This is a genomic window from Halalkalibacter krulwichiae, assembly GCF_002109385.1.
Taxonomy (GTDB): Bacteria; Bacillota; Bacilli; order Bacillales; family Bacillaceae_D; genus Halalkalibacter; species Halalkalibacter krulwichiae.
Window position 1 is genome coordinate 3,017,715 of record NZ_CP020814.1, and the last position, 19,803, is coordinate 3,037,517.

Consider the following 19,803-nt stretch of genomic DNA (forward strand, 5'->3'; position numbering starts at 1 on the left):
CCATAAAAAGTGATCGTCATTAATGAATTGTATATTGTACCAGTATCGTTGTATTCCGTAGCAAAAGATCCTAGTTATAAGTTACAGATCTTATTCAATTAAAGTACTCGTTCTATAATAAAACTTACTACAACTTAAATTATGATAAAATTATAATGTTTTAAATTTTGTTATTGTTAGGCGTGATCCCACTATGAACTTAATCGAGAAATTATATACTGTGATTATTTTCTTAGCAGTATTTATTGGTATAAGCATAGGACAAATAGAACTAATTCGAGCTAATGCAGAAATCTTTATTGTTCCTTTACTAGTAGCTATGCTCTATATTACTTTCTTACAAGTTCCTATTGAAGAAATAATGAATTCTTATAAGAACATCAAGTTTACATATACTTCTATTATCATAAACTTTGTCTGGACACCTATTTTCGCTTGGCTTCTAGCAATGGTTTTTTAGGTAACAATCCAGCACTATATGTTGGATTTATCATGCTCATGGTCATACCATGCACTGACTGGTACTTAATTTTTACAGGGATAGTAAAAGGAAATGTTGCATTATCAACGGCAATATTACCTCTAAACTTGATTTTACAGGTCATTTTGTTGCCTATTTACCTGCTTATTTTTGGTGGAACAACCGGAGTTATAGAACTTTCTTTTCTTGCGGAAAGTATTTTAATTGTTTTATCTATACCGTTGGTTTTAGCTTTTCTAACAAAAGTGTTATTGAGAAGTAAGCAACAGCTAAAAGACAGTCTTATATCAAATCTTAACGTGTTACCTATAATTTTTCTAAGCCTTGCAATAGTTGCAATGTTTGCTTTACAGGGACAATTATTGCTCGATAATTTAGATTTAATGTGGCAAATAACAATACCTATCCTTTTATTTTTTATGGTGAATTTTTTTGTCAGTCAAAAAGTTGGACAATTTATGAGGTTCCCAAACTCTGACAGAGCAAGTTTAAGCATGACTACATTAGCTAGAAATTCTCCAATTGCTTTGGCAATTGCTATGACCGCATTCCCAGATCAACCTTTAATTGCATTAACATTAGTTGTAGGACCTTTATTGGAATTGCCTATTCTAGCTATAATTACTCAGCTTTTATTATTTACCTCTAAAAAAAGAGTACATAAAAACTGAAAAGTACACAACAATTTTACTTAATGACGTGTGCTTTCATACTACATTAACCTAATTCGTAATTTATTTATATTCTTATGAAACTATTTATTGTTCAGTATGGTCAAACAAGAAGGACGATTACTTGAATGCATTCGTCCCTCTTAGTTGGTTATTTTGTTGCCCATATTTGAACTTAGTAGCACTTGACTCTATTGCAGTAAGCTATTGATGAATAACGCTCATCTTAACTTACAACCTAGTCCCACATGGAGGCTAGGTTGTTATATCTTTTTAAACTTATTTCATTGGATTGATTCTCAAGAGTCTCATTGCATTTAATACAACCAATAACGCAACTAATACCTTGGCTTTTTTCGATTTTCCTTAATAAGCAGTTCTATTGCAATGATTTTCACTTAATCATGAAGTGTGATAATTCCCAAAAACTTTTTTCTAGTGTTTTATTACATTTAATGAACGGTGAAAAGGGTTCTTGACGAACCAATTTTCGTTAAACTTCTCTACAGAATCATTCAAGTTAACCAAAATAGTATCCTTAGTCAAATTAAGCTTTACACCAACTTTCTTACTCTTCTTGTTCTCTCTTTTGATAAAACTTCTCCAATTCCCCAAGTAAATAGAATTATTTTCAAAAGAAATGTTATATACATACCTATATCAGGGAGTATTTTTACTAAAGTGAAATGATAGTTGAATTTGTATTCTTTCAACTTATTCCACACTATACTAAGACCCTGCTGGCAAGATCATTCCACCACCTTCTGAATAAAATTCAGGTACTTCTCCTTGGATTGTGATTAACCCAATTGGAACAGTTGTCTTAACAGCCTCGGTTTGAGTTGCAAACGGAATGACTATTTTAGCATCTACTATAACATCAAAATTCACCGACAATGTTGTGTTATTTATTCCCGTATTCACTACATCATAATTAAGATCTGTCTTAACGTCTCCAATTGCCGAGAAACGAACAGGTATCTTTGGACCTAAATGAGCTAACAATGCATTATTAGTTGCTTGACCTAATGGAATGACATAGATAATACCTCCGTCTGATGTATTAATAGCCTCGTCGTCTTCCAATTCAACTTCTACGTCAAATGCCCTACCTTCCTCTATTGCTTTCAAATGCCTCTGTACACGATTAGTCGCTTCCGATACAACTTTATTATAAATTTGTGTATTAAATTGGATCTTATTTTCAGAGTCCGTAATAAATAACTCATCCTGATGAAGATCAGACGCAATTTTCTTTGAGACGGCATCATTAATTGCTTTTGTTGCGATTACCCTTGCTTCAGTTCTCGCGATTTCCATCAAAGTTGGACGAATCCCCTTCTCAATAATCCATAAACCTTGTATTGTTAGGACAACAAAAATAACAAAAGAAAGTAACAGAACATAACGAAATGGCAATGGGCCTGTTCGTTTTCGGGGTCTGATTCTTCTCGGTGTTCTCATGCTGCACTCTCCCTTCGGTACATTTATATGTCGTTAAAGGAGGAATTTGACCTTAAAATATGTGCAAGCCTGAAATAAAACTCTCTCAAACATGTTTTGAAGTATTAAAATTTTAGTGTAAGTGCGCTACTTCCTTTTTTAGATCAACCGTTTGTACACTTATGCAAATATTTGACTGTAATCTACTTGGTTCCTCACATGAACTAAAAGAATCTGATATACTTCGCATTTTTCCACGACTGCTTGCTAAAAGAACACAGAACGTATCTATTATATGTGCGCTAACTTGAAACTGCCCATTTTATAAATTTACATTATAAAATTTGAATAAAAGGACAAACTATTTTTAATTCTTAGATAAACCTGGAAAATAGGTGGGATACACATGAAAAATATTGCGTTAAAGATTTTTGCAGCGTTGTTTGTTATATTCTTACTTCTGTTTGGAATTGGTTCATATGTATGGACGTTTAACTCCCTTACGTGGGGAATACCTATTGCAATTTTCGGTTTTATGTTTTCTTGTTTATCGTTAATTGTATTCGTGTTATTTTGGGTTGATAGTAAGCGTCAAATAATACACACATTCCAATAGCCCTGGTCCCATGCGATACTTTAATCAATAATGATGAAAGGGTGTCGCTATGAAGCGTAAAGAAAAACACGATTTGTGGAAAAAACGCATGGAGGCATACGAAGACAGCGGGGAGACGATACAGGAATGGGTATCTAAACAAGATGACATTACAGAATATCAATTCCACTATTGGCGAAAGAAGATCAAGGCAGAAGTAAACTCAGATTCAAGTGATGAGGTAAGCCAGATTTGGACATCTTTTGATGTGCCTACCTTCCCCACCACATCCATTGAAGTGAGAATAGATGACCTGTCTGTCTATATTCCTGAAAATGTGAGTGAAGAACATTTATCTCGTGTACTACGCGTGCTGAGAAACGGATGATCAATCAACGCTCCATTGATAAAGTCTACCTTGCAAAAGGAAATACAGACTTACGAAAATCTATTGATGGCCTCGCGGCTATCGTACAAGAAAGTTTTCAATTAGATCCATTTTCCCCGTGTTTATTTGTTTTCTGTAATAGACAACGAGATAAGATCAAAATCCTTCACTGGGAACATAATGGATTTTGGCTCTATTATCGCCGTTTAGAAAAAGGTACGTTCCCTTGGCCAGAAGATTCATCTTCTTCTCCGCAAATGATTAGCCATCGTCAGTTCCGTTGGTTACTTGACGGCCTTTCTATTGATCAAAAATCAGCACATCCAAAAGTTACTGCACAACGTGTCATTTAACGAATAAATGATAAGCAAATGGATGAGAGGTGATGTATAATTAAGCTATGAAAACAACAGAAACCACCTCTCAACCTACAACTAAAGATTTAGAAAAACGTGTCTCATCACTTGAGGAACAAAACGCGGAGCTGACGGCAAAAATTAAATGGTATGAAGAACAATTCCGTCTTAGTAAGCAACGCCAATTTGGTACTTCAAGTGAGAAGACAAATGCTGATCAGTTAGAATTGCCTCTTTTTAATGAGGTAGAAATTACGGCTGATCCATCCATTGAAGAACCTACGGTTGAAACGATTACGTATCAACGTAAAAAGACCAAAGGGCAACGTGATATCAAACTTGAGAACCTTCCGAAGGAAGTCATTGAGTATCGATTACCTGTGGAAGATCAGGTTTGTTCGTGCTGCAATGGAAATCTACACGAAATGTCGACAGAGGTACGTCGTGAATTAAAAGTCATCCCAGCGGAAGTGAAGGTCATTGAACATGTACAACATGTTTATGCGTGTCGCCGTTGTGAACGTGAAAGTACGGAGACTCCTATTGTTAAAGCTTCTATGCCGAAACCTGTTTTTCCCAAGAGTCTTGCTTCGCCATCTGCGATGGCCTACATCATGAATCAAAAATATGTAGAAGGGCTTCCATTGTATCGACAAGAACAACAATTCGCTCGTCTAGATGTCTCTTTATCACGCCAAACATTAGCTAATTGGGTTCTTTATGGTGCTAATACATGGTTAAACCTCATCTATGATCGAATGTATCAATATCTAATGAATCTTGATATTGCTCATGCTGATGAAACGACGCTGCAAGTGCTACGAGAGCCAGATCGTCCATCAACAGCTACCTCATACTTATGGCTTTATCGTTCAGGACAGGAAGGCCATCCGATTGTATTATTTGATTACCAGCAAACACGAGCAAGTAAACATCCTAGAAAGTTTTTATCTCCTTTCCAAGGATACTTACATGTAGATGGATATGCTGGATACAATGGAATTTCAAACGTAAAGTTAGTTGGATGCTGGGCACACGCTCGTCGAAAATTTGATGAAGCTTTAAAAGCTTTGCCTAAAGAAGAACAGTCGAAAGATGTCTTAGCAAAGGAAGGCTTAAAATTTTGTAACCAACTCTTTGCGATCGAACGAGAAATAAAAGATTTATCGTTCCCTGAACGTCATCAAATACGTCTAGAAAAAAGTCGACCACTTCTTGGCGCTTTTTCAGCATGGCTTCGTACGCAAACGCCAAAAGTGTTACCAAAGAGTGCACTCGGACAAGCAATTAAATACTGTCGCAATCAATGGGATAAGTTAGAGGTTTTCTTAGAGGACGGTAGACTAGAGATTGATAATAATAGAAGTGAACGATCTATTAAACCATTCGTAATTGGAAGAAAGAACTGGATTTTTGCCAACACTCCGAAAGGAGCAAAGGCAAGTGCTGTAACGTATAGTATTGTAGAAACGGCCAAAGAAAATGGCCTCAACCCTTATCAATACTTAATGCACTTGTTTGAAGAGCTTCCCAATATAGATGTGAATAATGAAAACGCCATTGATCAATTGCTTCCTTGGTCAAACAGTCTTCCGGCTCACTGTCGTATTCAACTTGATAAGTAGATTATAAGTTAGTCCCCATCACATTAATAGGTGGGGACTATTTGACGCTTACGGTTGATAAGCGTGGATTAATATAGGAAAAGTGCACCAACCAACTGTATAATGTAAAGTTTCAATCCCCGACAATAAACAAATTTGTTTTCCTAATAATCTTAACAGCTCCCTAAGGAACTAGAATAAGTAAACGCACAGATATTGAATTATTAACGGGTTTACTTCAGAGGTGCAAACAAGTAAATATCCATGCAAAACGCACTGTATTTCACATAGAAATTCACAGTGCGTTTTTTTATTGTAATACCAACTACATAATGAGTTTTTATCTCTAAAACTACAATGAAATCACATACCATTTCTAAAGATAGAAATAATTATTGGAGGGTGTGTGATTTTGGTGTGAATAAGGATTTTATAGCAGGTAAATAGTGAATATGTTAAAATATTGATATGCTTAATTATTTCTACTATTCAATAAACGGGCAGAATTGTTAAGTTGTCCGCGAAGCTCGTTCGCGAGAATCAAGTGATTGCGCTCGAGGACTTAATCATATCGGGTATGCTTAAAAATAATAAGTTAGCAAAATCCATTGCTGATGCGAGTTAGTCAAAGTTTGCAACACTTCTCGAATACAAAGCTAAATGGTATGGTCGTGAAGTTGTATTTGTTGACCGATTCTTCCCTTCTAGCCAAACATGTTCACACTGTAAAACGAAGAGTCCTAAAGTTAAAAACTTAGGTGTCCGTAAGTGGAAGTGTGAAAACTGTGACACGGAGCATCATCGTGATTGGAACGCTGCAACTAATATAGAGATTGAAGGCTTACGCCTCATAGGATTTCAACCGTCGGTGTGACGGGGGTAGCCTGATTCATTACACTCCGTTAGGAGTGTTTATCCAGGAATCCCCTTCCTCAAAAACTTGTTAAAGTTTTAGGTGGGGGTAATTCAAAAGAGGGGGAATTCAATTTGAATGAACTAATATTGCAGATTATATTTGTTTTAGGAATACTATATGGCTTATTCACTTTACTTCTCGTACTAAAAACCAAAGGAAAAAAGGAAATACACCAATTAATATTATCCATTTCCTTAATAGTTGTGTGTACAACATCATTTCTATTTACAATCAATTGAAATAAGATACAGGAAAAATGATTAATAACTAAAGACTTCTAATAGTATTTATTTAGTTTATATTGAATTAAATCTTCAACAATCTAGGGCGATTGTTGAACAATAAACAAAGTAAAAAGGCTTATGAGAAAATTCTCTAAGCCTTTTTTTGTGAAAAATGTCGTGGTTTTCATTGTTGCCCTGTGATTTGATTGTTTGCACCTCACAAGTAAACCTGTTATTGAATTATCTATGCGTTTTTGTTTTTCTATTATTAAATTGGGTTGGGACTGATATTCTCCTTGTGAATTCGCGTTTTCCCTCCAAAAACTAGACCCGTTACGATCACGTAGGGCTTTTCCCTTTTATGAAAAAGGTACTAAATCAAAAACGTAATATGCAACCAAAAATGCAACGATCATCATAATAATTCCTACTACTAAACCTATCAATGGCTCAGTTAATTCACTCTTCGTCGTTTTCTTTTTCGACACCAGTATCATCTCCTCTATTTGTTCTTAATTACTCAAAACAAAAAAAGAGAAAAATGTACTTTGAAACTTAATCGTTATAAGATTAAGCTTCATCTTTATTAGAGGAACCGATGAACGTAATAAATCCATAATAAACTTTGAATATTGGTTCATATTTAATGAATAAGTTATCCATAAGACCGCTGCTTGTACAAATATTAAGAAAGTAGACGAACTTAAGCCACCAACAATACCTGTTGACTTCAAATCGTCCGAATGAAATATTTCATACCCTTCGTCTATAGACACATTATAAATGTGAATATAAGATTGTAAGAAAAAAGTAAGTAATAATACAATGACCATTAATAGTTTATGTATCATGATTTCACCTAGTTTAGTATCTTATCATTTATTTCACGTAATAATTCGAATACGTTTAAGTCACCAATTACGGAATTTGTCTCATCCACTACAGGAAGCTCTTGAAGATCATGTATCAGCATTAATTCCAACGCTTCCTCTAATCTGTCCGTTAGTCTTACAGAAATGGGTGAACACATTATGTCTTCTGCCTTTGTATCTTCTGAAATAAAAGTAAATAACCTATTTATAGACATTGCTTTAGGGGTAGTAATTTCTTTACGTACAGCAATTATTTTCATTAATTCATTAAGTGTGATAATCCCAATTAATTTTTTCTGTTTATCTAACACATATACAGAACGGTGTATAGGATCTTTATTTATCAGTTTATTTTGAACGTTCACTATTAATTCTTTCGAGTGTACCGTAATAGGTTCTTTTGTAAGCTTTCGATAACACTTACCTACTGTCGACATTCAAAACACTCCCCTTTTTGTTCCTTCTTTCAATATAGAAGATAACAAATCCAAAGGTAAACAAGATAACCTTTATTACGAATGTCTTATACATAACCGCTTCGGAAAACATTTGTATACCAGTGAATTGATAATAACCAAAAGCAAAAAACCTTATTAAAGCAACAATTGCACCTATAGAAATGATCAGTAGTCCCTTTGGTATCATCTTTTTCATCCTTTTTGACAGATTTTTTCTGTACTTAACTTGTATATTAACATAAGTACATTTATATAGAAAATGGCTAAAATTGTTTTATTGGATAATCAAAAAAGCGACTAAATAAGTCGCTTTTTCGTTAACTATTGTTCCCCTATAACTTCTTCGGCAATATTAACAGCATGATCTCCTACACGCTCTAAATTACTAACAATATCTACATAAACAATTCCAGCTGTCCCCGTACATTTGTTTTCATTTACACGAATAATATGTTTCTTTCGAAGATCTCTCTCCATTTTATCAATCTTCTCTTCTTTTTCAAGAACAGATCTAGCTTCTTCAATATCATCTAAGTCCAAAGCTTTTATTGCTTGTCTGAGAGTAGAAATCGTCAACTCAAACATTTCATCTAAATCTGCCATTGCTGATTCAGAAAACGTTACCTTATTCGTAATTTGATACTCAACAAGCTCCATAATATTTTCCATATGGTCTCCAATACGCTCAAGGTCTCTAATCGTATTCATAAGAGTATGGTGCACCTTTGAATCTTGACCGGATAAAGAATGAGAAGAAACCTGTACAAGATAATCAGTAATTTTATTATCCAAGTTATTGATTGCATTTTCGTACTGTGGAACAAGTTCTCTGTGTTTCTTCCCTTGTGTTTTAAAATATAGACTAACTTCCTGAATTCCCTTTTCTGTTAAATCTGCCATACGCATTACTTCCTTTTTTCCTTGACCAAGTGCTATAGCAGGAGATTGCCTAATAAATTTTTCATCTAAATAGACGGCCTTATATGGAATTGCCGTATCTTGACCTGGAATTAACTTGACCACAATCCAAGCAAGCACTGCTATGAATGGTAATTGAATAATTGCATTCGATACATTGAAAATGCCATGTGCGAACGCAATGGTCATTTCTGGGTTTAACCCCAAACTATCACGAATGTATTCTATCAAAGTTGTAAAAGGTCTTAAAACGATTAATACAATAGTTGTCCCAACAAGGTTAAAAATAACATGTGTTAAAGCCGCACGCCTTGCTGCAATAGAAGCGCCAATTGATGCTAATACTGCTGTAATTGTGGTACCTATATTATCTCCAAAAAGAACTGGTAATGCTGCATCCAAATCCATTAATCCTTGACCAAATAAAGTTTGAAGTAACCCGATCGCAGCTGATGAACTTTGAACAGCAACCGTAAATAGTGTACCAATAAGAACACCTAATAGCGGGTTTTCACTCATGCTCACTGTTAAATCTGCAAATGCCTGTACATCCTGAAGTGGTTTAAGACCTTCTCCCATTAAGTTAAGACCTAAAAACAAAGAACCAAATCCAAATATAACTTGTCCATAGTTGTTAATCTTATGGTTTTTAAAGAAGAAAATGAGAAAAGTCCCTACTGCCATAATGGGCAATGCATAGGTTGAAATTTTAATACCAATTATAAAGGCTGTTACAGTTGTACCTATATTAGCCCCAATAATAACCCCAATTGCTTGCTTTAATGTCATGAATCCGGCGTTTACTAACCCAATTGTCAACACCGTTGTTCCTGTACTGGTTTGAAGTAGAATGGTTACAAAAATCCCGGCAAGCACACCCATTATCGGGTTGGTTGTAAAACGGTCAAGTAGATCTCTCAATCCATCACCTGCAACCTTTTGAAGACCATCCCCTAAGTATTTAATCCCAAATAAAAAGATACCAAGTCCTCCAAAAAACATAAAAAGAAGTGCTTGCAAATCCAAAATCATCATCCCTCTATAAATCGTTTTTTTCTACATGTTATTTGTTTCCCAAATTACGAGTATAGATATTATTTTATTTATTGTAAACACTTGTAATGTAAAGGTTTTGTAAAGATTTTGTAAAGTTTTTTAAGTTCGTTATTGAGGTTTGAATTCGAGATTAAAAATTTTTCTACAAAAGCTAAGTGCCTTCAGCTCAATTTCACTTTACTTTTTAAACTAATGTCAAAAACAACAATTTTTACCGAATAGAGCCATTCTTAGTTTCTAATAAAAATATAAGTCATATATAAAACGTACGCTAGAGCAAGAACAATTCCTTCTATCTTACCTATTTTAAAGTTCGTTCTTGAGAAAACAAGTAAAACTCCAGTTAAAACAATCATAAGGACTACATCTATATATAGTCTACTTTCTACAGCTAGCGGTGAAATGACAGAGGCTGCTCCTAGCACGAATAAGATATTAAAGATATTACTTCCTACAATGTTTCCTAATGCAATTTCACTTTCTTTTTTTAGAGCAGCTGTAATAGATGTTATTAGTTCTGGTAAAGAAGTACCAATCGCTACGATTGTTAAACCAACCAATGTTTCACTCATCCCAAATGAATACGCAATGGTTGTTGCGTTATTAACTACAAGGTCACCACCAAATATAATTGCTGCAAGTCCACCGATGGTTAATACAGTGTTTTTCTTCCATGATACTATTTGTGACTCTGTGTTATCTTGTTTCCCCTTTTCCCGACTATTTCTTGCAACTTCAAAGATATAATATAAAAAAATAGCGAAAAACAATAGGAATATTAATCCATCACTTCTAGTTATAAGATTTTGACTTACGGTTTGAAGAGTTATATCGCTAATTAGGATTAATAAGGCAATACTTGCTAGTAAGGTAAAAGGAATTTCTTTTCTTATTGTTTCACTTTCTACTTTAAGCGGAGTAATAAACGCAGCTATCCCCACTACAAAAGTAATATTAAATATGTTACTACCAACCACATTTCCAATTGCGATGCCCGCATTTTCCTGAAGAGCTGCGACAATACTAACCGTTGCCTCGGGAGAACTAGTACCAAATGCAACAATGGTGAGGCCAATGAGTAAAGGTGACACATGTAAAGCTCTCGCAATACTTGATGCACCGTCTACAAAAAAATCAGCACCTTTTATAAGTAGCATAAAACCGATCAGTAACAAAATATATGACATTCTATTTACCTCTCTTCTTAGGCTCTTTTCTAAAGAATTATTTTGAGTAGATTTTACAGTGAGGTTTCTAAATTAGTAACCATTTGTCTATGTTGTAAAAAGAAATATAGAACAGGATGATTTGTAATGTAAATGGAGTCAATTAGATATGTTAAGGAACAAATAATGTGAAAAACAGCCTCTTATAACCAACATCTTCATATTCAAGTATTACAGTCTCTTCCTTTCTAATTTAAACTCTAATGTCACAGAGTGGGTGGCCAACTAAGATACCTGAAACTAATATGATTTATTATATAAGTTAATCTAAAATAATAAATTTTATCCTTTAAAGCGTTATATTTAGTATAATAAAACTAAAAAGACTCAACTTCATTTTATAATCCTTTAATGAGAGGTAGAATTTCTTTGAAAGAATGGTTAATTAAAAATAAATTTCTATTAGTCCTTGTTATCTGTTCCATTATCGGGTATTTTATTCTTCCATTGGCTCTGCCACTTGTTTTTGCTTGGTTAACTGCAATTATACTGTCTCCAATTGTTAGATTATTAGAAAATAGGAGGGTTAAACATAGTGTAGCTGTAGTCATTATCTTTACTTCGTTTCTAGCTTCTATTAGCCTAATTGGAGTTTTAGTAATAACAAAAATGATTACACATATTAATGATTTCGTACAGAATGCTCCAACTTATTTAAACCAAGTCACGAATGCGTGGATCCTCATTCAATACGACTTTGAACGTAAATTTGAAGATTTGCCGCCTGATTTTGTTAATGAAATCAACTTCCATGTTATTAACACATTAGAAACTACGCGAATCCACTTAAGTAATATTGACTTTATTGGTGGGATTTCTAATTTCATTGTAGGAATCCCGAGCTATCTGGTTTCACTTTTAGTATATTTAATAGCTCTATTTTTATTTTTATTAGATCTACCGAAGTTAAAACGTAAATTCTTTGCGTTTCTGACCGATGATACAGCAAATAAACTTTCTTACATGCTTTCACGGTTAAGGTTTGTATTTATCGGCTTTTTTAAGGCACAATTCATTGTGAGTATTCCGATCTTTATCGTATCTTATATAGGGTTATTATTTATTTACCCAGACATCGCTCTAATTATGGCACTTGTTATTTGGTTTATTGATTTAGTACCTCTAATAGGATCAATTATTGTATTAGGACCATGGGCACTCTACCAATTTATAATTGGAGATACAGATTTAGCAATACGTCTTACTATCTTAGCGGTTGTTTTGCTCGTTATTCGACGAACGGTTGAACCGAAAATAATGGGAACTCAGATTGGATTATCTCCACTAGCAACCTTAATAGCACTATACCTCGGGTTAGTCCTATTTGGGGCAATCGGACTTATTTTGGGGCCATTACTTGTGATTGCTTTCAAATCAGCTAAAGAAGCCGGAATAATAAAATGGAAATTCACTATATAGATACGCTCACAGAACACTTGTTAGAGCGAACTTTTTGAAAATAAAAGAAAAAATCAGTCATAATTGTATGACTGATTTTTTCTTTAGTCTCTTTCTACACAAGCGAGTCCCTGTCTTCTAATATCATTAAGCTTTTCTCCATAAATACCTCTTACTAAAGCAATACTTTCAACAACAATATACGGTCTATTTTCAATTACTTCTAAAGCTTTCTCTTCATCAATATGAATAATATTTGTTAAATCATCAGCACTAGCACTATTCAAATCAATTTTATCAGTGCAACGCTTATTTTCAGTAAATTCAACATTTTCCCTATATTCTGAAGGAATATCTATTTGTTGATTGTCGTTAGCCTTTGGCTCCACTGTATTTGTACCGCTACATCCGAACAAGATAAATATAGGTATACATAACAATATCAACCTCAACACTATCACATCCATTCTTAGTCAAATTCTATAACACATCTATATTTTGAAACTTAATTCGTCTTCTTAGTTCCATAATTTGAAAACTTTTTCTCAAAGAGAAATAAACAAACATAAAACCAACTTATTGAAATAAAAATAGCTGCAACAATATCGGAAGTATAATGAACGTCTAACACGACTCTACTTAAAGGAATACTAATGATTAAAAATATTGAAACGATAAAAACCAATTCTGCTATCCATTTCTTGGTGAGACATTTTGTAACGTAGATAACGAACAAAAAAAGGATTACACTTCTCATTGTATGCCCACTTGGAAAACTATAAGAAATCAGGTCAAGGGAACTTCCAAATACTTCGATTTCCCGTTCTTCTCCTGGACGCTCTCGTTGATAGAGCAGTTTGAGTCCAAAATTTAAAAGGACTCCACCAGCCGACAATAAAGAAAAGAACCAAAATAACGTTCTCTCACTCATCAGCCATAACCATACTAACAATAATATTGTTACTAGCAAAATAGCTTCACTAGAACCTATCTCTGTCATGACTTTCATAAAACTCAAAATAATACTGGCATCTGTAATTATTTCTCTTATGAATAGATCAACAGCATGCGTTGCACCCAACTTAACCAATTCTGCAGTGATAATAAATAAGAGAAGACAAGCTATACTAATATTTAAATAACGATTTTTCCCTCGCAAAAAAACACCCCCTTTTTCCTTTTTTGTTATTACAATGTAGATCAAAGTCATCAATTATAGAAAAACTCCACTCTTATGTTTAAAAATTCTTAATGTTCCCTTTCAGCTTTTGGCCTTTGTTTAGCTGTATCTCGAACAATTTCTACATTTGTTACATATGCAGCCCGACATATTAGATGACCCGCTACAGGAGCTGTCAAGAACACAAAAAATATGCCTAGGAGTAGTCGAATACTAATATATCCATCTGTAATCCAAAAATATAGAAAAGCACCTAGCAACGTACAGAGAACTCCTAATGTCGTACTCTTCGTCGCTGCATGTGATCGAGTATACACATCGGGTAAACGTATAATCCCAAAACTACTAAATAGGATAAACAACGTTCCAATTAATATAAACACACCTGCGATAACTTCACTGATCACGCTTGCGTTCAATGACAACACCTCTTTCTATAAACCTAGCGAAAGCAATCGTTCCGACAAAGGAAAGAATGCCTATTAACAAAATCACTTCAAAAAAGGCACGCGTATGAAGCAAAACAGAGAAAATAGCGATCGCGGCAATGAGATTAATCCCAATTGTATCAAGAGCTATTACCCGATCAGGCATAGAAGTTCCTTTTATAATTCGATAGATGCAAGCCAAAATTGAGACAGCTATTAAGCAAAGGCAAATTAGTAAAAGTATATCAAACATTACCTCGTAACCTCCTTAATAGCTTTTTCAAATTTATTCTTTGCTGTTATTACAACATCCCTCGATTCAGGAATATCCATTGCATGAACTTGAAAAGACTTCTCATCAAGGGCAACCTGAAGGACAATTGAACCTGGTGTCAGAGATAATAGTAAAGCTAGTATGGTGACCTCCCAATCACCTTTCAAGTCTGTATCCAGTGTGAAAACTCCTGGAGTAATGTTGAGCTGTGGGCGTGTAACTTGTCGAATAACTAGTATACTAGACGAGATAAGTTCTTGAATAAACACAATAAACAATTTAAAAATGGCCAAAACTTTGATTAAATAAAACGTTTTTTTAAAGAAACGTCGAAGAACAAAAAGAATGGCAATTCCAATTATATAACCAGTAATAAATGATAACGAATTCCACGTATCATTTAAGAACATCCATAGAAAAGCAATTGACAAATTAATTAATATCTGAGTCGGTAACAACAGATTTCCCTCCATATCTCTTTTTAGGAATCACACTTCTAAGGAATTGGATTCCCACCAAATACAGCACTAATGTATAGACTAGGATCTAACAAAGTATAGACTGCTTGATCGACATAGACGTGTATACCCTCTACACCTAGACCAAGTGCAATCGTTACAGCTGTCAATATACTGATAGGAAGGAGTAACCCTTTTGTTGTTCCTTTTTCCATTTTAGTGCTTAATAGAGTTCCCCCCCAAAATCCGTACAAAAAGATTTTCATAATAGAATAGAGAACCATTAAGCTTGTGATTAACCCTATTGCCCCTAGCCAAAACAAATCGGCCTCAAAGGTCCCTTGTGTAATGAGTACTTTTCCAATAAAACCACTAAGTGGTGGAATTCCAGAGAGAGATAAAGCTGAAATAAAGAACATCCATCCGAGTGCGGGATGATTACGAATGAGCCCACTCATCTCATTAAGCTTGCTCGTGCCAGCTAAGTGGATCATCGTACCTCCTAAAAGAAAAATCACCGCTTTAATAATAATGTCATGAATAAGGTAATAGATAGATCCCATTAACGCAGCAGACGTAAAGGATGCCAAACCTGCCATGATAAATCCGACAGCAATCACCACGTTATAGGCTAAAATCATTCGTATATCATTGTATGCAACGGCCCCAATTGCACCAAGAATCATCGTTAAAGCTCCCATAATGGCAATTAATAAATGAGTAATTTGAGGTTCATGATAAAAAACTAATGTAAACATACGGAAGATCGCATAAATGCCAACTTTCGTTAGTAACGCACCGAAAATGGCTGCAATTGCAGTTGGGGGAGCACTATAAGATCCAGGCAACCAGAAAAATAGAAATAGTCCTGCTTTTAAACTGAAAACGATTAACAATAAAATTGCAACTGTCGTTATTAACCCATCTTGCCCGACTTCAGCAATCCTAAGCGAAAGATGAGCTAAGTTCAACGTTCCCGTTACGGCATACAAATACGCAATAGCAATTAAAAACAGAAATGAAGAAAGGACATTAATCAGGACATATTTAATGGATTCACGTAACTGCCCCTTCTCTCCTCCTATAGTGATTAAAACATAGGAAGATATTAGCATTACTTCAAAGCAAACAAATAGATTAAATAGATCGCCCGTCAAAAATGAGCCGTTCACACCCGTAATTAGGAACAAAAAGATTGGATAGAAATAATAAGACTCTCTCTCTTTTCCAATTGATTTAAATGCAAAAAGTAAACAAGTTACCGCAACTAGACATGTTGTTACGATTAGCAATACAGAAAACATATCGGCGACCATACTAATACCAAAAGGTGCTTGCCAGCCTCCCAGCTGGAGTGTTTGGATGCCTTGAGTTTGCACTTGGCTTACTAAAGTTATAGCAACAATTCCTGTAGCAATCATTGTAAAAATACTTAGCCAACGATGTAAACGAATATTTCTTCCAAAAATAACCATGATTATCCCGGCTATAAACGGGATAATAATCGGCAGTATAACAACATTATTCATCTTCAGTTCCCCTTAATTGATCCATATCGTCTGTACCTAGAACCTTATAGGAACGATAAGCAAGGACTAAGAAAAGTCCTGTCACCGCAAAATTAATAACAATAGCTGTTAAAATAAGAGCTTGTGGCAATGCGTCCGTATATGAAACATCCTCCAGCAAGGGCGGACCACCTGATTTAAGACCACCCATTGTAAGAATAAGGAGATGGACACCATGACCGATAATGGATGTTCCTAAGATGATTCGTAACAAGCTTTTGGTTAGAACTAAATACGTTCCAATCGTAATTAAAATTCCAACTAGGAAGGACATTAACGTTTCCATCTCATTCATCCTCACTTATACTCAATATTATGGTCATTGCCGTACCAATTACAGCTAAGGCCACCCCGACATCAAAGATGACTGATGTCGCCAGCTCTGTCTTACCAAAGACCGGAAGATCAAAATAGTCAAAAGTATGACTTAAAAAAGGAGCATCTACAAATAACGATCCAACGCCAGAGAGAACTGCAATTAACACGCCTACACCGGCAACCTTCTTGAAATCAACGGGGATATGTTCACGAACCGTTTCAAGATCAAAAGCTAGATAAAGCAGAACCAGTGCAGATGCGGTAACAAGCCCACCTATGAATCCTCCTCCTGGGTTGTGATGTCCAGCAAAAAATAGATAAATAGAGAAAGTAAGAATAATAAAAGTAGAAACTTTTGTGACAGTATGCAAAATAACATCATTCTGCTTCATTCTTATCCCTCCCTGTTATTCTAAGTTTTATTAATGTATATACACCAAGACCAGCTATAGTGAGAACAAGAATCTCAAGCAGCGTATCCATTCCACGAAAATCAACAAGAATGGCATTCACCATGTTTTTAGCGCCGGCTAACTCATAAGAGTTTTCAAAATAACTAGAGATAGGTTCAAAAGACCGATTTCCTTGTGCTGATAAGGCAATGAGGGTTACAACAGATCCTAGCCCTAACGAAATAATTAAATTCGTTGCACGGAATCGGACCCGACTAAACTCCTTACGTAACTCCGGTAAATGGTAGAAACATAATAGGAATAACGCAACACTTACGGTTTCAACAACTAATTGGGTAAGAGCTAAATCAGGAGCCCTAAAAACGACAAATAACATTGAAACGATATACCCAACTGCCCCAACTGAAATAATAGCTGTTAAACGTGATCGAGCAAATAGAACACCTAAAGCAGCTATGGCAATGGCCAGTATTAATACAACCTCATACACACTGATTGGTGCGTTATTGGAGCCATCATAGAAAAATCCGTTTAAGAAGATGAGGAAGCCCCCACCACCAATAAGATAAAAGCAAAAATATACAGTAAATAATCACGGATAAACCCTGTCATGTAGCGCTTCGTAAAACGTAAAGAAGCGGGTTCCAGCTTTTCCAGAGCGGCATCGTAAGCTTTATTAAGCATAATGACTTCCGGAACTAAACGATACATCCAGTACCACTTTCGTAAATAAAGAAAGAGTAGGCTTCCCAAACCGACGACACCAATCGTCATAAATAACTCCGTGTTAAATCCATGCCAAGCTGAAATTTTCACCTCGACTCCTGCTTCTGCTGCTCCTGGTACAATTGCCATAATAGCTGGAACTAGTAAGTATTTGGAGATAACATTTGGAAAAAAGAACATAACAATCACAAGGGAGGCTAGAATTAAAGGAGGTATTAACATCCCGATTGGAGCTTCATGTGCCTTTTTCTCTAACTTTTCAGGTTGATATTTGCCTGTAAAGGTCTTTAAAATTAGAATCATACAATATATAAAAGTAAAAACACTTGCTACCCAAGCGATAACAGGGAAAAGAAAACCAACTTTTTGCATTCCAAAGATCGGTAATTCTGCTGAATTTAAAACACCAGTAAAAAACATTTCCTTACTTAAAAATCCATTAAATGGTGGTAACCCGGCCATTGATAAGCTACCTATAACCATTAGAGTAAAGGAAATTGGCATCAGATTCATCAAGCCACCTAATTTTCGAATATCACGCGTTCCTGTTTCATGATCAATAATTCCGACTACCATAAATAAGCTACCCTTAAAAGTAGAATGGTTAATCAAATGAAAAAGCGAGGCAGTAATGGCAACTGTATACATCGTTGTATCATCACCATAACCATAGTACAAAGTTGCAGAACCCAAACCTAACAAACTCATAATTAAACCCAACTGACTAATCGTTGAATATGCAAGCAAGGCTTTTAAATCCGTTTGTCTAACAGCTGTAATTGATCCATATATTAACGTGACAATTCCCACACCTGAAACAAGCCAAAACCATTCAAAACTTCCTCCAAATATAGGAGTGAATCGTGCAACTAAATAGATTCCGGCTTTAACCATCGTTGCTGAATGTAAGTAGGCGCTGACTGGTGTAGGAGCTTCCATTGCATCAGGTAACCAGATACTAAAAGGGAATTGAGCTGATTTCGTAAAAGCTCCTACAAGGATTAGAATCATCGCTGGTAAAAATAAAGTATCTTGTGCAATGAGATCTACTTTCGTTAACATTTCACGTATACTGAATGTATTTGTTATCATCGACAGCATAATAAAACCACTAAGCATTGCCAGTCCACCAAAAATGGTAATTAACATGGATTTTTGTGCACCATACCGTGATTTTTTCCGCTGATACCAGTAAGCAATTAATAGGAAAGATGAGATACTTGTCAGTTCCCAAAACACATACAAAACTAAGATATTATCGGAAAAAACGAGACCTAGCATCGCTCCCATAAATAACAATAGATATACATAAAAGTTATGTAAGGCTTCTTTTTCTTTTGACATGTAGTAGATAGAATACAAGACAACTAGTGCCCCTATACCTGTAATAAGTAAACTAAAGATTAACCCTAACCCATCTAAATAAGCGGTGAAATTAATACCAAGTGACGGAATCCATGGCAGAGTATGATAAACTGTACTTCCATTTGCAATTACGGGAATGAAATTCAACAAATAAATAAAGAGAAAAAGAGGAATAAAGAAGACAAACCAACCAGTATGGACTTTTCGCTTTAACCTCTTAAATAGAAACGGTACTATTATAGCAAACAAAAATGGTACCAATATTACGGCGTGTAACCAAGGCAAGTAGAAAACCTCCTTTTTATTTAATCTCAAATCGTATTATCATACTTTTGACTGTAAATGCCGTTATTAAAGAAACACAAAACAAAAAATCACGTATAATGTGTTATATTGCTTTTTACAAATTTTAATTGACTCCCTTAAAAGCTTGAGCTATAGTCATAAATAGTTTAACAGAACGCCCC

Annotated in this window: 20 protein-coding genes and 3 pseudogenes; 7 read left to right on the forward strand and 16 right to left on the reverse strand. The window is 35.0% G+C overall.

Annotation, left to right across the window (positions count from 1 at the left end; genetic code table 11):
- The first annotated feature begins 193 nt into the window (after positions 1 to 193).
- A pseudogene (locus BkAM31D_RS15130) lies at positions 194 to 1,152 on the forward strand (arsenic resistance protein).
- A 729-nt stretch (positions 1,153 to 1,881) separates the two neighbouring features.
- On the opposite strand, the gene yunB reads toward BkAM31D_RS15130, so the two are convergent.
- Positions 1,882 to 2,616, reverse strand: coding sequence for a sporulation protein YunB (gene yunB, locus BkAM31D_RS15135; RefSeq protein ID WP_066160672.1), 735 nt, complete (start codon positions 2,614 to 2,616; stop codon positions 1,882 to 1,884).
- Between the two features lie 385 nt (positions 2,617 to 3,001).
- Between yunB and BkAM31D_RS15140 the strand changes: the two genes are divergently transcribed.
- From BkAM31D_RS15140 to BkAM31D_RS15160, 5 genes and pseudogenes are all read left to right on the forward strand, one after another.
- Entirely contained in the window at positions 3,002 to 3,211 is a 210-nt protein-coding gene (locus BkAM31D_RS15140; RefSeq protein WP_085449807.1) for a hypothetical protein, read from the forward strand.
- A 49-nt stretch (positions 3,212 to 3,260) separates the two neighbouring features.
- Positions 3,261 to 3,578, forward strand: coding sequence for an IS66 family insertion sequence element accessory protein TnpA (tnpA, locus tag BkAM31D_RS15145; RefSeq protein ID WP_012960629.1), 318 nt, complete (start codon positions 3,261 to 3,263; stop codon positions 3,576 to 3,578).
- Positions 3,575 to 3,931, forward strand: a complete 357-nt coding sequence (tnpB, locus tag BkAM31D_RS15150) for an IS66 family insertion sequence element accessory protein TnpB (RefSeq protein ID WP_012960630.1) — start codon at positions 3,575 to 3,577, stop codon at positions 3,929 to 3,931. Before tnpA ends, tnpB begins: the two co-directional genes overlap by 4 nt.
- A gap of 47 nt (positions 3,932 to 3,978) precedes the next feature.
- A complete protein-coding gene (gene tnpC / locus BkAM31D_RS15155) occupies positions 3,979 to 5,559 on the forward strand; it encodes an IS66 family transposase (RefSeq protein WP_066161166.1) in 1,581 nt (526 codons plus the stop codon).
- A 667-nt stretch (positions 5,560 to 6,226) separates the two neighbouring features.
- A pseudogene (locus BkAM31D_RS15160) lies at positions 6,227 to 6,412 on the forward strand (zinc ribbon domain-containing protein); the annotation flags it as partial.
- 625 nt (positions 6,413 to 7,037) lie between these two features.
- On the opposite strand, the gene BkAM31D_RS24450 reads toward BkAM31D_RS15160, so the two are convergent.
- The 6 genes from BkAM31D_RS24450 to BkAM31D_RS15185 form a co-directional block, all read right to left on the reverse strand.
- On the reverse strand, positions 7,038 to 7,166 hold the full coding sequence (locus BkAM31D_RS24450) for a hypothetical protein (RefSeq protein ID WP_257391577.1): 129 nt from the start codon (positions 7,164 to 7,166) through the stop codon (positions 7,038 to 7,040).
- Between the two features lie 24 nt (positions 7,167 to 7,190).
- A complete protein-coding gene (locus BkAM31D_RS15165) occupies positions 7,191 to 7,529 on the reverse strand; it encodes a hypothetical protein (RefSeq protein WP_066159273.1) in 339 nt (112 codons plus the stop codon).
- An 8-nt stretch (positions 7,530 to 7,537) separates the two neighbouring features.
- The gene (locus BkAM31D_RS15170) at positions 7,538 to 7,987 is read right to left on the reverse strand and encodes a CBS domain-containing protein (protein ID WP_066159270.1); all 450 of its coding nucleotides are present in this window, start codon (positions 7,985 to 7,987) and stop codon (positions 7,538 to 7,540) included.
- Positions 7,971 to 8,195: a hypothetical protein gene (locus BkAM31D_RS15175; RefSeq protein ID WP_066159266.1), complete on the reverse strand. Its 225-nt coding sequence runs from the start codon at positions 8,193 to 8,195 to the stop codon at positions 7,971 to 7,973. Before BkAM31D_RS15175 ends, BkAM31D_RS15170 begins: the two co-directional genes overlap by 17 nt.
- A gap of 134 nt (positions 8,196 to 8,329) precedes the next feature.
- Positions 8,330 to 9,958, reverse strand: a complete 1,629-nt coding sequence (locus BkAM31D_RS15180; RefSeq protein ID WP_066159262.1) for a Na/Pi cotransporter family protein — start codon at positions 9,956 to 9,958, stop codon at positions 8,330 to 8,332.
- A 254-nt stretch (positions 9,959 to 10,212) separates the two neighbouring features.
- On the reverse strand, positions 10,213 to 11,169 hold the full coding sequence (locus BkAM31D_RS15185) for a calcium/sodium antiporter (RefSeq protein WP_066159259.1): 957 nt from the start codon (positions 11,167 to 11,169) through the stop codon (positions 10,213 to 10,215).
- Positions 11,170 to 11,577: 408 nt separating this feature from the next.
- On the opposite strand from BkAM31D_RS15185, the gene ytvI reads away from it, so the two are divergent.
- Positions 11,578 to 12,627 carry a sporulation integral membrane protein YtvI gene (ytvI, locus tag BkAM31D_RS15190; RefSeq protein ID WP_268873114.1) on the forward strand — a complete coding sequence of 350 codons (1,050 nt, stop codon included), beginning with the start codon at positions 11,578 to 11,580 and terminating at the stop codon, positions 12,625 to 12,627.
- A gap of 83 nt (positions 12,628 to 12,710) precedes the next feature.
- Here ytvI and BkAM31D_RS15195 read toward each other — a convergent pair whose 3' ends face one another.
- From BkAM31D_RS15195 to BkAM31D_RS15235, 9 genes and pseudogenes are all read right to left on the reverse strand, one after another.
- Positions 12,711 to 12,995 (reverse strand): ComEA family DNA-binding protein, encoded by a 285-nt coding sequence (locus BkAM31D_RS15195; RefSeq protein WP_066159253.1) that lies wholly within the window; start codon positions 12,993 to 12,995, stop codon positions 12,711 to 12,713.
- 116 nt (positions 12,996 to 13,111) lie between these two features.
- Entirely contained in the window at positions 13,112 to 13,765 is a 654-nt protein-coding gene (locus BkAM31D_RS15200) for a phosphatase PAP2 family protein (protein WP_066159250.1), read from the reverse strand.
- A gap of 89 nt (positions 13,766 to 13,854) precedes the next feature.
- Entirely contained in the window at positions 13,855 to 14,205 is a 351-nt protein-coding gene (gene mnhG / locus BkAM31D_RS15205) for a monovalent cation/H(+) antiporter subunit G (RefSeq protein ID WP_066159247.1), read from the reverse strand.
- Complete coding sequence (locus BkAM31D_RS15210) at positions 14,183 to 14,467, reverse strand: Na(+)/H(+) antiporter subunit F1 (RefSeq protein ID WP_066159244.1); 285 nt, start codon at positions 14,465 to 14,467, stop codon at positions 14,183 to 14,185. Before BkAM31D_RS15210 ends, mnhG begins: the two co-directional genes overlap by 23 nt.
- Positions 14,467 to 14,946 (reverse strand): Na+/H+ antiporter subunit E, encoded by a 480-nt coding sequence (locus BkAM31D_RS15215; RefSeq protein WP_268873113.1) that lies wholly within the window; start codon positions 14,944 to 14,946, stop codon positions 14,467 to 14,469. Before BkAM31D_RS15215 ends, BkAM31D_RS15210 begins: the two co-directional genes overlap by 1 nt.
- Positions 14,947 to 14,984: 38 nt before the next feature.
- The gene (locus tag BkAM31D_RS15220) at positions 14,985 to 16,475 is read right to left on the reverse strand and encodes a Na+/H+ antiporter subunit D (RefSeq protein ID WP_066159239.1); all 1,491 of its coding nucleotides are present in this window, start codon (positions 16,473 to 16,475) and stop codon (positions 14,985 to 14,987) included.
- Positions 16,468 to 16,800 (reverse strand): Na(+)/H(+) antiporter subunit C, encoded by a 333-nt coding sequence (locus tag BkAM31D_RS15225; protein WP_066159236.1) that lies wholly within the window; start codon positions 16,798 to 16,800, stop codon positions 16,468 to 16,470. Before BkAM31D_RS15225 ends, BkAM31D_RS15220 begins: the two co-directional genes overlap by 8 nt.
- Position 16,801: 1 nt before the next feature.
- Positions 16,802 to 17,224 (reverse strand): Na(+)/H(+) antiporter subunit B, encoded by a 423-nt coding sequence (locus BkAM31D_RS15230; RefSeq protein WP_066159233.1) that lies wholly within the window; start codon positions 17,222 to 17,224, stop codon positions 16,802 to 16,804.
- Positions 17,211 to 19,621, reverse strand: a pseudogene (locus BkAM31D_RS15235) (Na+/H+ antiporter subunit A). The gene BkAM31D_RS15230 and the pseudogene BkAM31D_RS15235 overlap by 14 nt, the downstream one beginning before the upstream one ends.
- Positions 19,622 to 19,803 lie beyond the last annotated feature (182 nt).

Coding starts and splice junctions, on each gene's coding strand:
- yunB (WP_066160672.1), bottom strand. CDS start 2,616: ATGAGAACACCGAGAAGAATCAGACCCCGAAAACGAACAGGCCCATTG.
- BkAM31D_RS15140 (WP_085449807.1), top strand. CDS start 3,002: ATGAAAAATATTGCGTTAAAGATTTTTGCAGCGTTGTTTGTTATATTC.
- tnpA (WP_012960629.1), top strand. CDS start 3,261: ATGAAGCGTAAAGAAAAACACGATTTGTGGAAAAAACGCATGGAGGCA.
- tnpB (WP_012960630.1), top strand. CDS start 3,575: ATGATCAATCAACGCTCCATTGATAAAGTCTACCTTGCAAAAGGAAAT.
- tnpC (WP_066161166.1), top strand. CDS start 3,979: ATGAAAACAACAGAAACCACCTCTCAACCTACAACTAAAGATTTAGAA.
- BkAM31D_RS15165 (WP_066159273.1), bottom strand. CDS start 7,529: ATGATACATAAACTATTAATGGTCATTGTATTATTACTTACTTTTTTC.
- BkAM31D_RS15170 (WP_066159270.1), bottom strand. CDS start 7,987: ATGTCGACAGTAGGTAAGTGTTATCGAAAGCTTACAAAAGAACCTATT.
- BkAM31D_RS15175 (WP_066159266.1), bottom strand. CDS start 8,195: ATGATACCAAAGGGACTACTGATCATTTCTATAGGTGCAATTGTTGCT.
- BkAM31D_RS15180 (WP_066159262.1), bottom strand. CDS start 9,958: ATGATTTTGGATTTGCAAGCACTTCTTTTTATGTTTTTTGGAGGACTT.
- BkAM31D_RS15185 (WP_066159259.1), bottom strand. CDS start 11,169: ATGTCATATATTTTGTTACTGATCGGTTTTATGCTACTTATAAAAGGT.
- BkAM31D_RS15210 (WP_066159244.1), bottom strand. CDS start 14,467: ATGTTTGATATACTTTTACTAATTTGCCTTTGCTTAATAGCTGTCTCA.
- BkAM31D_RS15220 (WP_066159239.1), bottom strand. CDS start 16,475: ATGAATAATGTTGTTATACTGCCGATTATTATCCCGTTTATAGCCGGG.
- BkAM31D_RS15225 (WP_066159236.1), bottom strand. CDS start 16,800: ATGGAAACGTTAATGTCCTTCCTAGTTGGAATTTTAATTACGATTGGA.
- BkAM31D_RS15230 (WP_066159233.1), bottom strand. CDS start 17,224: ATGAAGCAGAATGATGTTATTTTGCATACTGTCACAAAAGTTTCTACT.